Below are 17,796 nucleotides of genomic sequence, written 5' to 3'. Positions count from 1 at the left end.
TAGGGGAGCATATCAGAATTTTTTTGGTTTTTTATTCAGAACGTACTGTAAAGGTATCGCAAATATCAAAAGAGGGACGAAAAAATAAACGGCAAATGCAATAATCAAAAATATCATTGAAAAAAGCCCGACACTATAATACTGAATAAAACCCAAGGTTAGACTTGAGAAAAAAATCGTCTTAGCTAAGTATGTTTTCTTCATGAACATCCTTTCCTTTTGGAGGATTTGCACTGAGAAAGATTATTTATTTTGATATAATTGAGATGGAAGAACATAAAGAGCAGGGTTGTCCCGAAAAAACGACAATAAAGAATAAGTGTTAAATGAGGACTCTGGTTGAGTCCTCTTTGTTTTTTCCGGATGTTTCGTATCACCAGTCCGGCTCCTCATGTTCAAAGCCGTAAAAACCTTTAATTTTTACATCTTTACAGCCATCAGACACCTTAGTGATGTCCAGGTAATGATTCCTGAACGGCGTTCCCGCCACTTTGTCCGCGGCGCTAAAATCAAAATGATTTCCAGTAAACTCTTTCTCGCTTAAGGTATAATAATCATTCCCTAATGTAATCCTTTGCAGCTTAATGTTGAGAGTACAACCTTCGGCATTAAATATTGTAAACCTGTAATAAAGCCAAGTTGGATAATAATTTGGATTAGTATCATCGGACATAAAAAAACCCGCATTATCCTCAGTCATTGCAAAACTTATTTTTCTTTGATCCTTTGTAATCTTTGCCATTGAATCCTGCACATTGAAATTCAAAACCAATAATAATGTTAACAACGTACAAGCCAATAATTTTTTCATGATCATCCCTCCCCATTTTCCCACATTATAAACGGATTTCAATAAAAAGGAAATACAGGATATAGAGATGATGAGGAAGCTTTGGATCATATCCGGTCGCCCCAATGGAATCGGCAAATAAAGCAGGGTGAAAGAGAGGTGCTTTCAATCAACGAGGCTGAAACAAAACGCATGCGGACTTCCCGGATTTCATAAATAAAAGCTGATCTAAAAGGGAGTTTGCCAGTGCTGTATTTCTTCTATTATATAAAGCTTAGCTTTTTACGGTATGGAAAAAAGAGGATAATCCAATTTAGGAGAGAATGTAAACATAACCGGTTTTTCTTTTTGACCGGCGGGTACATAGAAGATAAGTACGTGAAGGAGGGTAAACATGAAAAACAGAAAACAGTTTTGGGGGCCTTTCCTGTTCGGCGTCGGCATCATCGCCATGATCGACGGCATCATTTTTCATCAACTGCTTCAATGGCACAGCGTGTACCCGCCCTCACCAAATCATGAGCGACGGACTGTTCCACCTGTTTTCTTTGATCATCCTCTTCATCGGGGGGATTATGCTGTGGAACAGGGGAGAGCTGAACGGCCGCCGTCCGCAGCATATATTTTGGGGCGCGTTTCTGCTGGGGGCGGGCTGGTTTAATTTTGTGGAGGGCATCGTCAACCATCACCTTCTCCAGATTCACCACGTCAACCCGGCAAGCCCGAACCGTCTCTTCTTTGACTTGGCCTATGATGCCTCAGGGCTATTGATTATTGCAATCGGATGGCTGATCTACCGAAAAGGCAAAAAAATGTGAGGGGAAAATGGGTTTGTCCCCACGCCTTGCCTGAAGACAATAAGAAATAAAATATTTCTCGGGAAAGCGCAGATTTCAACAAAGCCGGATGTGAACGTGTCAAAATCCATCAGATTGTGTAAGTAAAAGCCTGGGCGGCTGTTACTAACAAAACAAATCCTGTTTACAGATGAAGCTATTCCCTTGCAAGAGGGGGAGAGAAGGATTTTGGCAAGGAAGCGATCGACACATTAGTAAAGAACATGGTTTTAGTTTCTATGTCACGTTTGAAGTAGATATTCCCAAGCCGAAACGCAGCCATAAATACGCATGGAAAGAGTATGAAGGCAGCTTTGACGAAATCAAAAAGATGCATTTTAAAGACTTGATGACTGTTGGACAATAAACATCTCAGATTGGATCATAAGCTAAAAAAGTGGACAAGCTTAACTACCCTGAATTGTGTCGGAGACGAAGAGCGCGTGATTTTGATAAGCTGTATGATATGACAAGATATATATGAAAATACGGCTACTTAACCCTTCAAAACGAAAGGGTTTTTTTATAAATTTCGATAAAATCCTCATTTTATTTAAACCTAAAAACAGCTTGAATACATCTTAAATATAAAGTATCATTGTGAATTTAATTTTTCTTTAATATTTTTGCATTTCAGTCAAAAACTTCTTGTGGTATGTTAAAATTTTACTGAATCCATAGTCAAAAGGGGAATGTGATGATGTTAGGAATTAAAGTTGAAAAATCAAATGAAAACTTAATTATCAGTTGGCAGTTATCCAAAATTGAAATTTCAATAAACGAAATAAATGATGTGTTTTTTGACCCGAACTATGGGGGAGAGGAGAAAAGCGCAGTAAGGATTGGGTTTCCTTTTGGATCTACGGATAGAGTAGTGATAAAAACAGCAAATAACACTTATATTTTGTTACCACTAATGCTACTTCAATTATGAATAAGATCGTGTCTTAATAAAAAGCTGGCGCCCATTTAAAATTTCGCTATTAAATGTCTGTGTGGAAAAACTTAATGAGATCCTTTGCGAAGGAGGAGCTTTATGGAAGAAGGAAAGTTAGTTCACATGACTCTAAATGGTATTAAGAAAGCAGTTTCTAAATATGGTACATTCCCTATGTTCCATCATGGGGGGTATGTCATGGAAGATGCTACTTTTCATTTCGAAGATCCGGCAAGTCCTCAAGAAATTAGCGATTTAGAAAAGAAGTTAGGTGTTACTTTCCCTAATGATTATAAAGAGTTTTTGTTACAACACAATGGGATGGAAATGTTTGACGGCGTTGAAATACTTAGCTTAGAAGGAATCATTGAATATAATGAAGTTCAAGATTTCCCAGAGGGATACGTTTTAATTGGATATCATTATGATGGAAGATATGTTATAGACACAAACAAATCAAGAAACGGATTAGGCTATATGTTATATCTAGATTCAATTGATGATATTGAAGATGCTGTCGACTTAGATTCTAATTTTGAAATATGGTTTGATATGTTAGTGTCTTCTAACGGGACGAAATATTGGGAAGTGAGTCCGAATATTCAAGAGTATTATAAACTGGTTTCAGAATAAAAAGCCCGTTCTTTATCCATAGGCTAAGGATAGTCCACACTAAACAAGTAATGGGAGTCTGCAGACGCACAAATGAAAGTTGTTTCAAAAAATAAGAGGGAAGACAGAGATCCTAAGAAAAAATTCGAAAAGTTGTATAAATACGGAGAACCAAAATGGAACTGGGATAATTACGAAGTTCATCATGTTATTCCTCTATAATATGGGGGAGTAATGATATGATCAACTTGTTTCTGTAACACCTTGGTGGAGCGGCTATTAACCAACAATTGAGGTGATGCACTTGACTACTTTTATAGACAAAACTGTGAATGGGTTGAAGAGTCTTTTAGATCACAGGGGAACAATTAAACTATTTGGTTCGGAAGGGGATATTACCGAATCTCAAGTTACCTTTCCTATCTACGGAGCATCAGCCGATGAAATTCAAAGTTTTGAATCGAAATACAGCATATCCTTCCCTGAAGATTACAGAAAATTTTTAGAACAACATAATGGCGCCAGAATTTTTGACATTATTTCTGATGGCGAGAACATAGGTGGTGGGCTGCACTTATTCAGCCTTGAAGAAATTGAAGAAGAACTGGGATATGTGGAATTGTTTGAAGGCGTAAACGGCATTCCAATAGGGCACCTCTTGGAAGAATGTCATCTAATGATTGACAAGGATAGACTTGATCGGAGTGATCCCAACTATCTCTATTTATTTGAGGATGGTTTAGAATACACTCCGTTAAACTTAAATTTTGAGATATTTCTAGATCGCTATATTATATGTCAAGGAGAAGCATTTTGGGAATTGAACTATCGGACAGCGGAGAATTACTATAGATAAGATGTGAAGACAGTCAGTAAAGGCTGTTTTTCGCTTTTATATTGATTCATTTTCATGGATGGACAGGATTTACCCCAATCCATTTCCGTGAAATGTTAAAATAACAACTGATTATGGAGGTTTGATCAATGGAGCTCTATGATGTTTTTAATGAACATACAAGGTTTTTCATGTGAAACAGACTAATTTCAATATAAAGAAACACCGCTGCCAGGAGGACATAAAGTGTTTTTTTCAAAAACCATAGATCGTTTAGCCTTATATGATTTACACAGAAAAAGAAGCAAGGATAAACATTTTTCTGCTTTTTCATTGGATGCAATGGCTGAAAATGAATTCTACAAATCAAGTATAGCTGACGTCTCAATTATTCTGAAAGAATCCAGAAAAAAATATATGGTTGGAACTTTCAGCTATGAATCCTTAATTCCTTCCGGGGATCTTGTCAATGATACTTTAACAGGAGAGGTCTTTTTAAATGAAAATGATATAGATAAACCCAATGTTATCTTTGTACACGGCTGGCGAATGAATTCATACGATCGAATCAAAAAAATCTTTCATCATCGCATAATGAAAGATGTAGGATGGAACATGTACTACTATTCTCTTCCCTATCATTTAGAAAGAGAGCCGGAAAATTCACTTTATAGTGGGGAATTGATGATCAGTGCGGATATTGATCGTACAGTTGAATCAACGAGACAAGCCATTGTCGATTTACGAGCATTAATCCACTGGATAAAAGCAAATAAAAAAGGCCCTGTCATCATAGTGGGTGTAAGTTTAGGGGGATGGATTACCAATCTAATGGCTACCCTTGAACCTCAAATAGATGCAGTGGTCTCGATATTTTATGCCAATCGCCTTTCTTATTCGATATGGAATACGATTCCGGGTAAATTCATAAGAGAAGAACTGGAACAACATGGTGTGACTTACGAAGATTTAATAAAATATTGGGAAATCACAGATCCTAGCCAAGCCGTGCCGAAAGTCAACAAAGATAACATTCTCTTGATTTCTGCTAAACATGATCAGTATATTCACTTGGAAGATGCTGATTATTTGTGGGAAAGGTGGGGGAAACCCGAAAGATATCTGTACAATTGCGGCCATGCCGGGATTGTTCTTTGTCGCAAAAAACTAGCCTCAGATACGCTTTCTTTCATCCGAAAAAAATTAAAAAGGTGAGATAAGAGAGTTGAAAACACTTCTGAAAAATTTTCGGAATCATTATCAAAAACCGATGCTGAAAAAGTCCAAAATCGGAATGTGCTTGAATCCACCGGAAAACGTTTTGCTGCAATTGAAAATGTGCCGGGAACTGTTGAGGTGAGCATCTGAACAAAAAGGGATTCAATTAAACGCAGAGTTTGAAATAAGCTGCAAACCGTAAATCTGAAAATAAAAGCTTTATCTGATGCGATGGATAAAAATCTTCATTTCGATTCTTGATGATGCTGACGCTATACGCGCCCTTTATGAGGAATCCCACACTCCGTTCCTCCAGTTTTACGAAGCATTTATCGATGATTATCAGTCAGCACTAAAAAAATCAATTCGTTGTTCGATCGGCCTAGTTTAACCCTTGTTTCAGCTCGCGTTCAAGGAATGACCGTAAAAGATTGTTTCGAAGGGAATCGGTGTATTATTTTGATTTTCCAGCTTTTATTGGGCCTTGCATATGGATGCATCAGACTTTTGATGATTGTGATCTGATAGCCGATCTATCGCAGATGCAAATAAAAAGGATGAAAAAAATTGGTTTGTCCCCACGCCTTGCCTGAATACAATAAGAAATAAAGTATTTCTCGGGAAAGCGCAGATTTCAACAAAGCAGGCCCTATACGTGTCAAAATCCACCGGATTGTGTAAACACCTGGGCGGCTGTCACGGTGCAGCGCTTCATGAATAGGATATAAAGAGAGAATGGGTGAGGTGAGTGTGTTGGAGAGGGCTGTTACTTACAAAAACAACGGACAGATCAATATCATACTGAACGGTCAGAAGCAGGTTTTGGCCAATTCAGAGGCAGAAGCCGAATATCAGGCCGCACTGCAGAAAAACGAAACGAAACACAGCATCTTGAAAGAGATTGAAAAGGAAATGAACACGCTTGTCGGCATGGAAGAAATGAAGCGCAATATAAAGGAAATCTACGCCTGGATCTTTGTTAACAAAAAACGGGAAGAACAAGGGCTCAAAGCCGGGAAACAAGCGCTCCACATGATGTTTAAAGGAAATCCCGGAACGGGGAAAACGACCGTTGCCAGGCTCATCGGCAGGCTTTTTCACGAAATGAACGTGCTCTCCAAAGGCCATTTAATCGAAGCGGAGCGGGCCGATCTCGTCGGGGAATACATCGGGCACACGGCGCAGAAGACGAGGGATTTAATCAAAAAAGCCATGGGCGGCATCCTGTTTATCGATGAAGCGTACTCCCTTGCAAGAGGCGGAGAGAAGGATTTTGGCAAGGAAGCGATCGACACATTAGTAAAACATATGGAGGATAAACGCAATGAATTTATATTAATCCTTGCCGGCTATTCGAGGGAAATGGATCATTTTCTCTCTTTGAACCCGGGCCTTCAGTCAAGATTTCCGATCAGCATCGACTTTCCCGATTATTCGGTATCCCAGCTGATGGATATCGCCAAACGCATGATGGCTGAAAGGGAATATCAGTTCAGCCCTGAAGCGGAATGGAAGCTGAAGGACCATTTGATGGCGGTCAAAAGCACGGTCAGTCCGGCGAAATTCAGCAACGGCCGCTATGTCCGCAACTTAATCGAAAAATCGATCCGTTCCCAGGCGATGCGGCTTTTGATGGGAGACTGCTATTTGAAGAACGAATTGATGACCATTAAAAGCCAGGATCTGGATGTGAAAGAAGACGCGGCGCACGCATGACCCGCGCTTCTTTTTTTATTTTCAAGGAGTTCTGGCAACCTCTCCCTACGTTTGTTATGATAGTACTGTTTATTGACTATGTTTTAGAAAGGAACATGATCATTTGAATGGACAGGATGTCATAAAAGAAAAGGCCATATTAGTCGGATGCCAGCTTCCGCACGTCTCTGACGAGCGCTTCGCCTATTCGATGGAAGAGCTCGCCGCGTTGACGAAAACGGCTGACGGGACGGTCGTCTCCACCGTTACGCAAAAGCGGAACCGAGCGGACGCTGCTACATATATCGGAAAAGGAAAAGTAGATGAACTGGAGGCGCTCTGTGAAGAACTGTCGCCAGACGTTGTGATTTTTAATGATGAATTGTCGCCGAGCCAGCTCAAAGCGCTTGCCACGAGTCTCGACGTGAAAATCATCGACCGGACGCAATTAATTCTCGACATTTTTGCGAAACGGGCCAGAACGAGGGAAGGGAAGCTGCAAATCGAGCTGGCCCAGCTTCAGTATGCGCTCCCGCGGTTAAGCGGACAGGGGATCAGCCTGTCAAGGCAGGGGGGCGGTATCGGCACGAGAGGCCCGGGGGAAACAAAGCTTGAAACCGATCGGCGCCACATCAGAAACCGTATTCACGAAATCGATGTTCAGCTCTCAACCGTTATCCGCCATAGAAGCAGATACAGAGAGAGAAGAAAGAAAAACGGCGTCTTGCAGATCGCCCTCGTCGGCTATACAAATGCGGGAAAATCGACGTGGTTCAACCTTTTGACGGACGCTGACAGCTACGAAGAAAACCTGCTGTTTGCGACGCTTGATCCGATGACGAGAAAAATGACGCTGCCGAGCGGCTACAGTGTGCTGTTATCGGATACGGTCGGATTTATTCAGGATCTGCCGACAACGTTAATCGCTGCATTCCGGTCAACATTGGAAGAAGTGAAAGAAGCCGATTTGATTCTTCATATGATCGATTCTTCACACGAAGATTATGAAGGACACGAAGCTACGGTCAAGCGTCTTCTCAAAGAGCTTGAAGCAGATGATATCCCTGTGCTCACGATCTACAACAAAAGGGATCAAAAACGGCCGGACTTCATCCCATCATCCGGAAAGGGCCATATCATGCTAAGCGCCAAGATCAGAGGGGACTTGCCGCTGTTTAAACAGGCGGTAGAGTCCTATATCAAAAAAGAGCTGCTCATTCCGTATACGGTGCACATTCCCGCCTCAGAAGGCAGGCTCCTATCAAAGGTGAAATCGGAAACATTGGTGCAAAACACCGCCTTTCAGGAAGAACGGGAAGTATACGATGTGGAAGGCTTTATCCTTCCCGAACAGAACATATTGGGAGAGCTTAAGAAGTTTATGTAAGAAAGGACACTTGCAAAACATGTTTGAGACATTAAAACACGGAGATTTATTGAAAAAAACAGCAATCGAAACCGAAAAAGACATCGCGGCCGTCCACAAAAAAATCGACGAAACAAGCGAACGGAACGAATGGAGGGTGCTGGAAAGCTACCGAAAGCATAGAGTGTCAGACACCCATTTTACGCCTTCGACAGGCTACGGCTATGACGATATCGGCCGCGATACGCTTGAAGCCGTCTACGCCGATGTATTCGGCGGTGAAGCGGGGCTTGTAAGGCCGCAGATCATCTCGGGGACCCATGCGATATCGATCGCTTTATTCGGCGTTCTCCGCCCTGGAGACGAACTCCTTTATATCACAGGAAAACCGTACGATACGCTCGAGGAAATCGTCGGCGTGAGAGGCGAAGAACATTCGGGTTCGCTGAAGGATTTCAACATCGGCTACAGCCACATCGAATTGACAGAGCAGGGAACCGTCGATTTTAACCGGGTTGCATCTGCGATTACGCCCCGGACAAAGGCAGTCGGGATACAGCGTTCAAAGGGCTATGCCAACCGGCCTTCTTTTACGATTGACGAGATTGAAGAAATGATTCGGTTTGTAAAAGGCATAAATGAAGACATCATCGTCTTTGTCGACAACTGCTACGGCGAGTTTGTCGAAGACCGAGAGCCTTGCCACGTCGGAGCCGATCTGATGGCCGGCTCGCTTATTAAAAATCCCGGAGGCGGACTGGCCAAAACGGGAGGGTATATCGTCGGAAAAGAACAATGGGTGAAAGCGTGCTCATACAGAATGACATCCCCGGGAATCGGCAGGGAAGCCGGAGCATCGCTTTATTCGCTGCAAGAGATGTACCAGGGCTTCTTCCTTGCGCCGCACGTTGTCTCCCAGGCGTTAAAAGGAGCAGTGTTTACCGCCCGCTTCCTTGAAAAGCTCGGCTTTCGTTCAAACCCTTCATGGGATGCGAAACGCACCGACTTGATCCAGTCCGTCGAATTTTCCGGATCTGAACAAATGATCGCCTTCTGTCAGGCGATTCAGTACGCTTCACCCGTCAATGCCCATGTGACGCCATATCCGAGCTATATGCCCGGATATGAAGACGACGTCATTATGGCTGCCGGCACGTTTATACAAGGGGCAAGCATTGAATTATCAGCTGATGGCCCTATACGGCCGCCATATATCGCCTACGTGCAAGGCGGCTTAACCTATGCCCACGTCAAAAATGCGATTTGCAGCGCCGTCGATGCCTTAATGGAAAAGCAATTAATCTGAAAAAAATGAGCAACAAAATTGATGTAAAGAATCCTAACATCGTGTTGACACATTTTATAACATCACATATAATGAATTTATATAAGAAAAGGAGGAAATTGAGATGAGTGATAAAATTCGCCGCTCAATGCCCTTATTTCCCATTGGAATCGTGATGCAGCTCACCGAATTATCGGCAAGACAAATTCGGTATTATGAGGAAAATGGACTGGTATCTCCCGCGAGAAGCGAAGGGAACAGACGCCTATTTTCATTTCAGGATGTAGATAAGCTGCTCGAGATTAAAGATTTGATCGATCAAGGTGTAAACATGGCGGGAATCAAGAAAATTTTCGCCAAAACGGAAAACGAACAAAAACATGAGAAACAAGACAAACCGAAAAAAGCCGAAAAGCACGATTTGTCAGATGAAGAATTGAGACAGCTGCTGAAAAACGAACTCATTCAAGCAGGCCGTTTCCAAAGAGGGACGACATTCCGCCAGGGAGACATGTCCAGGTTTTTTCATTAATTCGTTAGCAACTGCATTGCTATATACATTTACCTTTTAGAGGAGGAGTTTTACGAATGGCAAAGTATACAAGAGACGACATTGTTAAACTAGTAAACGAGGAGAACGTCAAATATATTCGCCTTCAGTTTACCGACATTCTTGGAACGATCAAAAACGTTGAAATTCCTGTGAGCCAGCTGGAAAAAGCACTTGATAATAAAGTCATGTTCGACGGCTCTTCAATCGAAGGATTCGTACGCATCGAAGAATCAGATATGTACTTATACCCTGACCTGGACACTTTTGTCATTTTCCCTTGGACAGCCGAAAAAGGTAAAGTAGCCCGCTTCATTTGCGACATCTACAATCCGGACGGCACACCGTTCGAAGGTGATCCGCGCAACAACCTGAAACGCATTTTGAAAGAAATGGAAGACATGGGCTTCTCAGATTTCAACCTTGGACCAGAACCGGAATTCTTCCTGTTCAAGCTTGACGAAAAAGGCGAGCCTACGCTCGAACTGAACGACAAAGGCGGATACTTTGACCTTGCTCCGACTGACCTCGGCGAAAACTGCCGCCGCGACATCGTCCTTGAGCTCGAAGAAATGGGCTTTGAAATCGAAGCGTCCCACCATGAAGTCGCTCCTGGGCAGCACGAAATCGACTTCAAATACGCCGGCGCCGTTCGCGCTTGTGACGACATCCAAACATTCAAGCTTGTCGTCAAAACGATCGCTCGCAAACACGGCCTGCATGCGACATTTATGCCAAAACCATTATTCGGCGTTAACGGATCAGGCATGCACTGCAATCTATCACTCTTCCGAAACGGCGTCAACGCCTTCTTTGACAAAGACGCTGACCTTCAGCTGAGTGAGACTGCAAGACAATTTATCGCCGGCATCGTGAAGCACGCAACAAGCTTTACAGCCGTAACAAACCCGACGGTCAACTCATACAAACGCCTTGTTCCAGGCTATGAAGCACCTTGCTATGTAGCATGGAGCGCCCAAAACAGAAGCCCGTTAATCCGCATCCCGGCTTCCCGCGGCATCAGCACCCGCGTAGAAGTAAGAAGCGTAGACCCTTCTGCAAACCCGTACCTTGCCTTGAGCGTACTGCTTGCAGCAGGCCTTGACGGCATCAAAAACAAACTGGAAGCACCGGCTCCGATCGACCGCAACATCTATGTCATGAGCAAAGAAGAGCGCCTCGAAAACGGAATCGTCGACCTTCCGGCAACTCTTGCAGACGCTCTGGAAGAATTCAAATCAAACGAAGTCATGGTCAAAGCCCTCGGCGACCATCTATTCGAACACTTCGTCGAAGCAAAAGAAATCGAATGGGATATGTTTAGAACTCAAGTCCATCCTTGGGAGCGCGAGCAGTATATGTCTCAGTATTAAGAAGAAAAACATTGATTTAATGGGGTTTTAGAAAAATAATTTGGTGGTCAAATGGAATGGGGAGACCTTGGTTAATAGGTTTGACCACTTTTTGACCACCAAAATTCATAAAAAAATTTAACTCATGATCGAGTTTATATAACTTTCATAACTGTCCACTGATGTGTTTTCAAGTTTCTCTGATATATGAGAATAAACATCAGATGTGATGGTTATATTTTTATGTCCAAGTCTTTCCTGAATAAACTTCATGCTTGCACCTGATTCTAATAAAAGAACAGCATGTGTATGTCTTAAACCGTGAATAGGTATTCTTTCCAAACCCGCCTTACTAAAATTCTATTCAAGGCATTGAATAGGGTTGATTTAGGCAAAGGCTCTCCCTTTTCTCTACAGAAAACCAAGTCAAGATCACGTTCGTAAATCTCATTAAAAATTATTTTATTATCATTAATCCATTTCATATGCGATGACAATTCTTTAGCAAAACTTTCGGTTATTTTGATTATTCGTTCTGAATGATAGGTTTTTGTATTTCCGAACAATTCCTCATCAGGTTCTCTTTGAAAATCAAGTGTCTTATTAATGTTTATTGTTCTATTTTTAAGATCAATGTCTTTTCTTTGTAGTGCTGCAGCTTCACCTCATAGACGGATTAAATGAGAACAAGGTTATGCAGGAACAGGGAAATTTCAAATGGTTGGCACTTGTGACAGGCAGGGCATTCCTAACCATGAAAAAGCCGACAGCCTATCGGTCGGGGTGGCATCGCCTCATCTTCAACTGCCGTTCTTCCGTATACGGACATGAACGCCTGGTGTTTCTATTGATTGGTTAGGGTAGCAAATTCAGAATGTTTTGCGGCTTGTTCATGACTGGTGGATTTTATTTGCACTGATCGGTCGTAAAAAGTCAAAAAAGGTGTGCAGTAGAAAGGGATGCACACCTTTTTTGACAACTTAAGGTTTATAAAATGTAACATGTTTATCATTTCTGTCAAACCAGCCTCTGAAAGCCCAGTTATCCCAACCACCGTCTCCTTTGTTGGTAAATTCTCCGCTTTCAAACACCCAGATGCCATACACCACTCCGTTAAGAACGGCGGATCCATAGAATTTGACTCCATTGAAGTGATCTTCGTAATCTTGGCTTAAATTAAATACCATGACATTATAGCGCTGTCCCGCAGAGTAAAAGGTAGATTCCATCATGTTTTTGACAAAACCCTTTCGATTTGCGTTCTGCACAACAGCATCTCGAATTGAATTTGCAATTCCGAGGACATCGAGATTCACGTTGAAATTAACACCAGGGGAAACGGCGCTAGTATTAAGCTGTTTGTGAATTATTGTTTCTTTAACTGCAGGTGCTGATGACACAGTGCTGTCAGCATTTTTTTCTTTAGCGTGAGCGAAAACTGGAAGGCAAGAAGAAGCAATCATCATTGCGGTAACAGGTGCAATTATCTTATTTTTCAATTCATTTCCTCCTCTAGATTTTTTGAAAGAGTGTTTGATCAATGGGCCAAACAACAGACAGCTTAGTTATCGTTTTCTGCTTCATCCCCCCTTTCCTTGAGCAAAGTATACAAAGTTTTCAATTTAAAATAATGATGCAAAACGAGTATTTTCTGATGAGATAGAAATCATCAAAATGAAATGTAGAGTAAATATGAGTTGAGACAAATCAGATAGATCATATATATCAAATGGGTCTTGTTTGATAGAATGAGTAGTACATTTTACTTTCTTTGTTTTTTTTGGAAGGTGAGATCACAGTTGAGGATAATAACAAAAGATATAGTGTCGGCATAGTTGCCGCCAGTGTCGTGACTGATAAAATAAGACCTTTCCTGAGTCGCCAAACTACCTGATTGCACTGCTATCCACTTGTTAAATTTAAAAATAATTCATAGTTTTGGTTATTAGAGGTGAATGGCTTTTTAAGAATCCTGTTATTTTATTGAGAATATAAAACTATTGTTTGTAAATAAATGTTTAAAAATGAGGAAAAAGCGTTGTCGGGATTTGAGGATAATGATACTGTAATGGAAGCTTCTACAGATGCAAACATGAAAGTTGTTCCAAAAGATAAGAGGGAAGATAGAGATCCTAACTTAAGAAAAAAATTTAAAAAGTGGTATATTATAAAATACGGAGAACCAAAATGGAACTGGGATAATTACGAAGTTCATCATGTTACTCCTCTAAAATATGAGGGAGTAATGATGCGAGCAACTTGTTTCCTCTTGAAAAAAGTTTCATCAAAAGACTGTAACAACCTTGGTGGAGAGTGCATATTAATCTATATGTGAGGCGATGTATTTGACTAATTTTGTTCACAACACTGTGAATGGCCTAAAGAGTCTTTTAGACTTAAACGGGGTTATTAAACTATTTGGTTCCGAAGGAGAAGTTACTGAAACACTTGTTACTTTCCCTGACTATGGTGCTTCTTATGAGGAGATTCAAAACTTTGAATCCAAACATCAACTATCCCTCCCAAAAGATTACACAAAATTTCTGACGCAGCACAATGGCGCTAGAATTTTTGATATTATTTCTGATGGCGAGAACATAGGTGGTGGACTCCATTTATTCAGCCTTGAAGAAATTGAAGAAGAACTGGGATATGTGGAATTGTTTGAAGGCGTAAACGGCATTCCAATAGGGCACCTCTTGGAGGAATGTCATCTAATGATTGACAAGGATAGAATTGATCAGGGTGATCCAAATTATCTCTATTTATTTGAAGATGGTCTTGAGTACACACCGTTAAACTTAAATTTTGAGATATTTCTAGATCGCTATATCATGTGCCAAGGGCAGCCATTTTGGGATTGGCGTTATCGAACAGCAAAAAATTATTATAGATAATGAGCATAAGACAGTCAGACATGGCTGTCTTTTTGTGTCTAAAACAAACAGGAATGATGAACTAGTCTATTCGATTCATTTTCATGGATAAGCAGGATTTATTCGCCAATACACTTCCATAAAGTGGTAAAATATATACTGATTGTAACTTTTGTATTAGAGGAGAATGTCATGAAAAATTTAGACGTTCAGGCGTTGCACAAAGCAATTGACCATACGCTGGAACAGTTAAAAAAGCAATCAGATGAAATGGCTAAAATCAAAAAAAGCGTTGAAGCCATCACATCCCTTGACGATGCTTTAAAAGGAAAAGGGGGAGACGCGATTCGTGCTTTCTACGAAGAATGCCACACTCCGTTTCTTCAGTTCTACGAAACTTTCATTGACGAATATGAATCAGCACTGAAAAAAATTAAAAATGCATTGAATTCCTTGGAGCCAAATCACAACGGATATATTTCGCAATCATTTCTCGATCATGAATTGGAACAAGGTTTGAACGCGGCTGATCGAACAACGAAACATTTGGTGTCCAAAGCCAATGCCGCGATTTCAAAAGTCAGCCATATTGTCGATCTGCCAGATTTAAATGACAACGAATTTCATGAGCAGAATAGAAAAGCATTGACTAACATCAATCAGACGGTTGAAAAGCTGTATACGTTTGACCGTGAACAGACAAGCACGCTCAAAACGGCCGAATCAGATCTTGAGACGATGCAACAATACATAAAAAGACTTGAAAAAATGTATACGGGGCCTAAAATTGAAATTGCCACCTATCAAAAAGGATCGATTTTAAAACCGGATGAGATGGATGCTTTGGGTGGGAATCAAGAGACAGCGATGGCAGTCATGTTGGATAAGCTTGATAAGAGATCAAAGCTTGAAAAAGAGGTTAGTGAAGTTACCGAACATGATGTTAAAATGTACAAGTTAAAGAAAAAGCTCGAAAATGCATCCAATTCAGAGGAATACATAAAGATTGCTAAAGAGATTGGGTATGAAAATCTAGATTCAGATCAGAAGCTATATTTATGGCTGCTGGAGAAAAAGAAGTACGTAGAGACCGATCCGATTGGATTTGTTGACGGAGTAAAAGATAATCTCGTCGATACGGGCGTTGGTTTATGGGACGCTGTAACCCACCCTATGGAAACACTTGAGGGCATCGGCAATGCGATTATTCACCCCGTAGATACCTTTAACATTATAAAAAAGGATATTGAAGAATCCTTTGAACGAGATGTGATCAATGGTGATTCCTACAGTAGAAGCCACTGGTTCGGCTATGCCCTTACAACGGTGGGAACATCGATAGTAGGCACAAAAGGAACAGACAAATTAAGCAAAGTATCGAAAGCCGGGAAAATCGGAAAAGCTGGATCTAAAGTAAAGGCAGCATCTAAAAAAGCAGTGAGCAGAACGATTAAAGCATCGAAAGAAGCTGTGGAAAAAAGCGTAGCGTCTTTCAAAAAATCGATGCAAAGGGTCGCTTCCAAAATAAAAGGGATTCAAATACATAATCCTTTTGTGCCTCAAGTTCAGTTGGCTGGTGGGGGGAAAGTACCTTATAATGCTATTGATGGTGAAAACTTTAAAAAGACGTTTATTCAACGTATAAAGGAAATCACTACAGTTAGTGGCACAAAGGGTATAGGTGATGCAAGGATAATTCCTGGTAAAACAGGAGTTGTAACAGGCGGAAACTCAAATAAATTAGGAAAAAATATGATGGAGAAAATGGGACTTAAACGTTCAACAAAATGGAGTGGCTATCAAGCTCAGCATATTATTCCATCTGAAATGAGAAATAATCCTGTTATTAAAAAAATAGGGATGAATTTAGATGATGCATCAAATGGAATTTTTCTAAGAGTACCTGATAATGATACAAGTGCTATGTCAAGACACAGAGGATATCATTCTGTTTATAATGAAGTAGTTGAAAGAGCATTAAACAAAATGGATATTAATCAAAGCATTTATAGTTTGCAAAAACAAGTATTAGAATTACAGAATAATCTAAGAAAATTACAAGAAAAAGGGTTGCCTTTATATCCAAGTCAAGGCGCTACAGTGGAACTTTGGGAAAGAAAGCTTAAACAATTGGTAGACTAATTTTTAGAGTATTTGCTAGGGGGGTAATAAAGTAATGGATAAGAAAAATATTAATTTCCTCGAAGAGTTGCTTTATAATACAGAAAAAGACAGCACAATAAGTCGGGTAAGAAACATAGATGATCCTTTGTTGCTCCATGTTTTTGCAGCTAATTATAATTGGAATAGCGGCTTTGATGTCCCAAAAGCAATTCTTGAAAATGAGAATTGTGATTTTGGAACGGGATTATTAATGTTCCATTATGCAGATGGTTATCGTATGCTGGAAAATCCAGATGATGTTTCAACATCTACTTTAGAAGAATGGAAGGATTTTTTAGTCCAAACTTATAATAAGCTTATAAATTTACAGTTTAAATCTGAGAACATTTCATTTGATCCCGAATTAACAAAGATTCAAAAGTTTAAGTTGAAAAAAAGCAACCCGAATATTCCAGATATTTTACTTGATAAGTCACCAGGACATGTGGTTGATGTTCCAAAAATTTAATTCATTTCAAAAAAAACCTTGAAAGGCAGTTGCTAATCAAGGTTTTTATTATTCAAACTAAAAAAGGTATTCAAATACACAATCCTTATTTCGGAGAAGACAGGAGAGCCAGTTAGAAAAAAAGGTGATAAGTATGATGCACATCATATAATTGAGAATAGCTTTCACGGAGAACATGAGTGGTGGAATATACCCCCTGCTAAATTTCCAAATGAATATCAATCTGGTATCCATGGTACAGGATCACCTACGAATAAATTATTTAAAGGGGATAAATAAAATGAAATACGATTTTATTAAAAATTATCAAGAAAATCAATTTTATCCCGTAAGTGAGGATGAAATACAAGAGGTAGAAGAAACATTGGGGTTAAAGATGCCTTTTGAATTACGGAAGTTTCTATTGGAAGTAGGATATGGTTTTCTAAAAAGATCAGAATATAACATCAATCGGATTATGGGGCCATCCTCAATACGAGACGCTAGATTGAAAACTAATGATTTTGAATTTTATCCTGACATTGAAGTTTACGAGGATCTTGAAGAAGATAAATTAATATTTTTTGAGGCGAATGAAAGTGCGTTATTATTAATTGAATTAAGTGAAGAGCAAAATAATCCAATTTATTATGATGATATAAAGATAGCAGATTCATTGGAAGAATTTCTAATAAATTATGGATGACGACAAATATTATATTGATTTAGCCTAACGAAAAAAGGGAATGACACCGGGGATGAAATTTCCCCTAGCAGAGGATATGAAAAAATGGATTATTCTAAGGTGGAAAAGTTCATAAAAGAAAATGCTG

The 17,796-nt window shown here is 40.2% G+C and carries 17 protein-coding genes and 5 pseudogenes; 18 read left to right on the top strand and 4 right to left on the bottom strand.

The features are described 5' to 3' along the window. Nucleotides 1-12: 12 nt before the first annotated feature. Together V7126_RS21165 and V7126_RS21160 are read right to left on the bottom strand one after the other, a co-directional pair. The gene (locus V7126_RS21165) at nt 13-204 is read right to left on the bottom strand and encodes a UPF0715 family protein (protein ID WP_438823814.1); all 192 of its coding nucleotides are present in this window, start codon (nt 202-204) and stop codon (nt 13-15) included. Between the two features lie 169 nt (nt 205-373). Then, entirely contained in the window at nt 374-811 is a 438-nt protein-coding gene (locus V7126_RS21160; RefSeq protein WP_175076106.1) for a hypothetical protein, read from the bottom strand. Nucleotides 812-1,184: 373 nt separating this feature from the next. Between V7126_RS21160 and V7126_RS21155 the strand changes: the two are divergent. From V7126_RS21155 to glnA, 12 genes and pseudogenes are all read left to right on the top strand, one after another. Then, nucleotides 1,185-1,608, top strand: a pseudogene (locus V7126_RS21155) (DUF2243 domain-containing protein). A 94-nt stretch (nt 1,609-1,702) separates the two neighbouring features. Beyond that, nucleotides 1,703-1,853: pseudogene (locus V7126_RS24145) on the top strand (hypothetical protein); the annotation flags it as partial. A gap of 473 nt (nt 1,854-2,326) precedes the next feature. Next, a pseudogene (locus tag V7126_RS21145) lies at nt 2,327-2,577 on the top strand (SunI/YnzG family protein). Nucleotides 2,578-2,761: 184 nt separating this feature from the next. Beyond that, nucleotides 2,762-3,196, top strand: a complete 435-nt coding sequence (locus tag V7126_RS21140; RefSeq protein ID WP_099047106.1) for an SMI1/KNR4 family protein — start codon at nt 2,762-2,764, stop codon at nt 3,194-3,196. Nucleotides 3,197-3,479: 283 nt separating this feature from the next. Next, on the top strand, nt 3,480-4,031 hold the full coding sequence (locus V7126_RS21135; RefSeq protein ID WP_046132768.1) for an SMI1/KNR4 family protein: 552 nt from the start codon (nt 3,480-3,482) through the stop codon (nt 4,029-4,031). A gap of 225 nt (nt 4,032-4,256) precedes the next feature. Beyond that, nucleotides 4,257-5,225, top strand: coding sequence for an alpha/beta hydrolase family protein (locus V7126_RS21130; protein ID WP_175076105.1), 969 nt, complete (start codon nt 4,257-4,259; stop codon nt 5,223-5,225). Nucleotides 5,226-5,454: 229 nt separating this feature from the next. Then, nucleotides 5,455-5,619 carry a T7SS effector LXG polymorphic toxin gene (locus V7126_RS21125; RefSeq protein ID WP_373687981.1) on the top strand — a complete coding sequence of 55 codons (165 nt, stop codon included), beginning with the start codon at nt 5,455-5,457 and terminating at the stop codon, nt 5,617-5,619. 359 nt (nt 5,620-5,978) lie between these two features. Further along, the gene (spoVK, locus tag V7126_RS21120) at nt 5,979-6,944 is read left to right on the top strand and encodes a stage V sporulation protein K (RefSeq protein ID WP_216898670.1); all 966 of its coding nucleotides are present in this window, start codon (nt 5,979-5,981) and stop codon (nt 6,942-6,944) included. A 103-nt stretch (nt 6,945-7,047) separates the two neighbouring features. After that, a complete protein-coding gene (gene hflX / locus V7126_RS21115; RefSeq protein ID WP_175077516.1) occupies nt 7,048-8,310 on the top strand; it encodes a GTPase HflX in 1,263 nt (420 codons plus the stop codon). A gap of 19 nt (nt 8,311-8,329) precedes the next feature. Further along, a complete protein-coding gene (locus tag V7126_RS21110; RefSeq protein WP_175077517.1) occupies nt 8,330-9,595 on the top strand; it encodes an aminotransferase class I/II-fold pyridoxal phosphate-dependent enzyme in 1,266 nt (421 codons plus the stop codon). 103 nt (nt 9,596-9,698) lie between these two features. Continuing rightward, nucleotides 9,699-10,106 carry a MerR family transcriptional regulator gene (locus V7126_RS21105; protein ID WP_046132771.1) on the top strand — a complete coding sequence of 136 codons (408 nt, stop codon included), beginning with the start codon at nt 9,699-9,701 and terminating at the stop codon, nt 10,104-10,106. A gap of 56 nt (nt 10,107-10,162) precedes the next feature. After that, complete coding sequence (gene glnA, locus V7126_RS21100) at nt 10,163-11,497, top strand: type I glutamate--ammonia ligase (RefSeq protein WP_046132772.1); 1,335 nt, start codon at nt 10,163-10,165, stop codon at nt 11,495-11,497. Between the two features lie 117 nt (nt 11,498-11,614). Here the strand turns inward: glnA and V7126_RS21095 are convergent, their stop codons facing one another. After that, complete coding sequence (locus tag V7126_RS21095) at nt 11,615-11,818, bottom strand: tyrosine-type recombinase/integrase (RefSeq protein WP_236809892.1); 204 nt, start codon at nt 11,816-11,818, stop codon at nt 11,615-11,617. 638 nt (nt 11,819-12,456) lie between these two features. Beyond that, nucleotides 12,457-12,942, bottom strand: coding sequence for a stress response protein YvgO (locus V7126_RS21090; RefSeq protein ID WP_175077519.1), 486 nt, complete (start codon nt 12,940-12,942; stop codon nt 12,457-12,459). A 572-nt stretch (nt 12,943-13,514) separates the two neighbouring features. Here V7126_RS21090 and V7126_RS21085 point away from each other — a divergent pair. From V7126_RS21085 to V7126_RS21060, 6 genes and pseudogenes are all read left to right on the top strand, one after another. Further along, a complete protein-coding gene (locus tag V7126_RS21085; protein ID WP_216898650.1) occupies nt 13,515-13,811 on the top strand; it encodes a hypothetical protein in 297 nt (98 codons plus the stop codon). Nucleotides 13,812-13,821: 10 nt separating this feature from the next. After that, entirely contained in the window at nt 13,822-14,373 is a 552-nt protein-coding gene (locus V7126_RS21080) for an SMI1/KNR4 family protein (protein ID WP_216898648.1), read from the top strand. A gap of 171 nt (nt 14,374-14,544) precedes the next feature. Beyond that, a complete protein-coding gene (locus V7126_RS21075; protein WP_216898646.1) occupies nt 14,545-16,494 on the top strand; it encodes a T7SS effector LXG polymorphic toxin in 1,950 nt (649 codons plus the stop codon). A 34-nt stretch (nt 16,495-16,528) separates the two neighbouring features. Further along, nucleotides 16,529-16,984: a DUF4274 domain-containing protein gene (locus tag V7126_RS21070; RefSeq protein WP_175075189.1), complete on the top strand. Its 456-nt coding sequence runs from the start codon at nt 16,529-16,531 to the stop codon at nt 16,982-16,984. Nucleotides 16,985-17,068: 84 nt separating this feature from the next. Further along, a pseudogene (locus tag V7126_RS21065) lies at nt 17,069-17,263 on the top strand (T7SS effector LXG polymorphic toxin); the annotation flags it as partial. A gap of 1 nt (nt 17,264) precedes the next feature. After that, a pseudogene (locus V7126_RS21060) lies at nt 17,265-17,697 on the top strand (SMI1/KNR4 family protein). Nucleotides 17,698-17,796 lie beyond the last annotated feature (99 nt).

The sequence above is a fragment of the Bacillus sp. JJ675 genome (assembly GCF_036963165.1).
Classification (GTDB): Bacteria; Bacillota; Bacilli; order Bacillales; family Bacillaceae; genus Bacillus; species Bacillus glycinifermentans.
The sequence above is the reverse complement of the archived record's forward strand: the minus strand, read 5'-3'. Positions and strand labels throughout refer to the sequence as shown.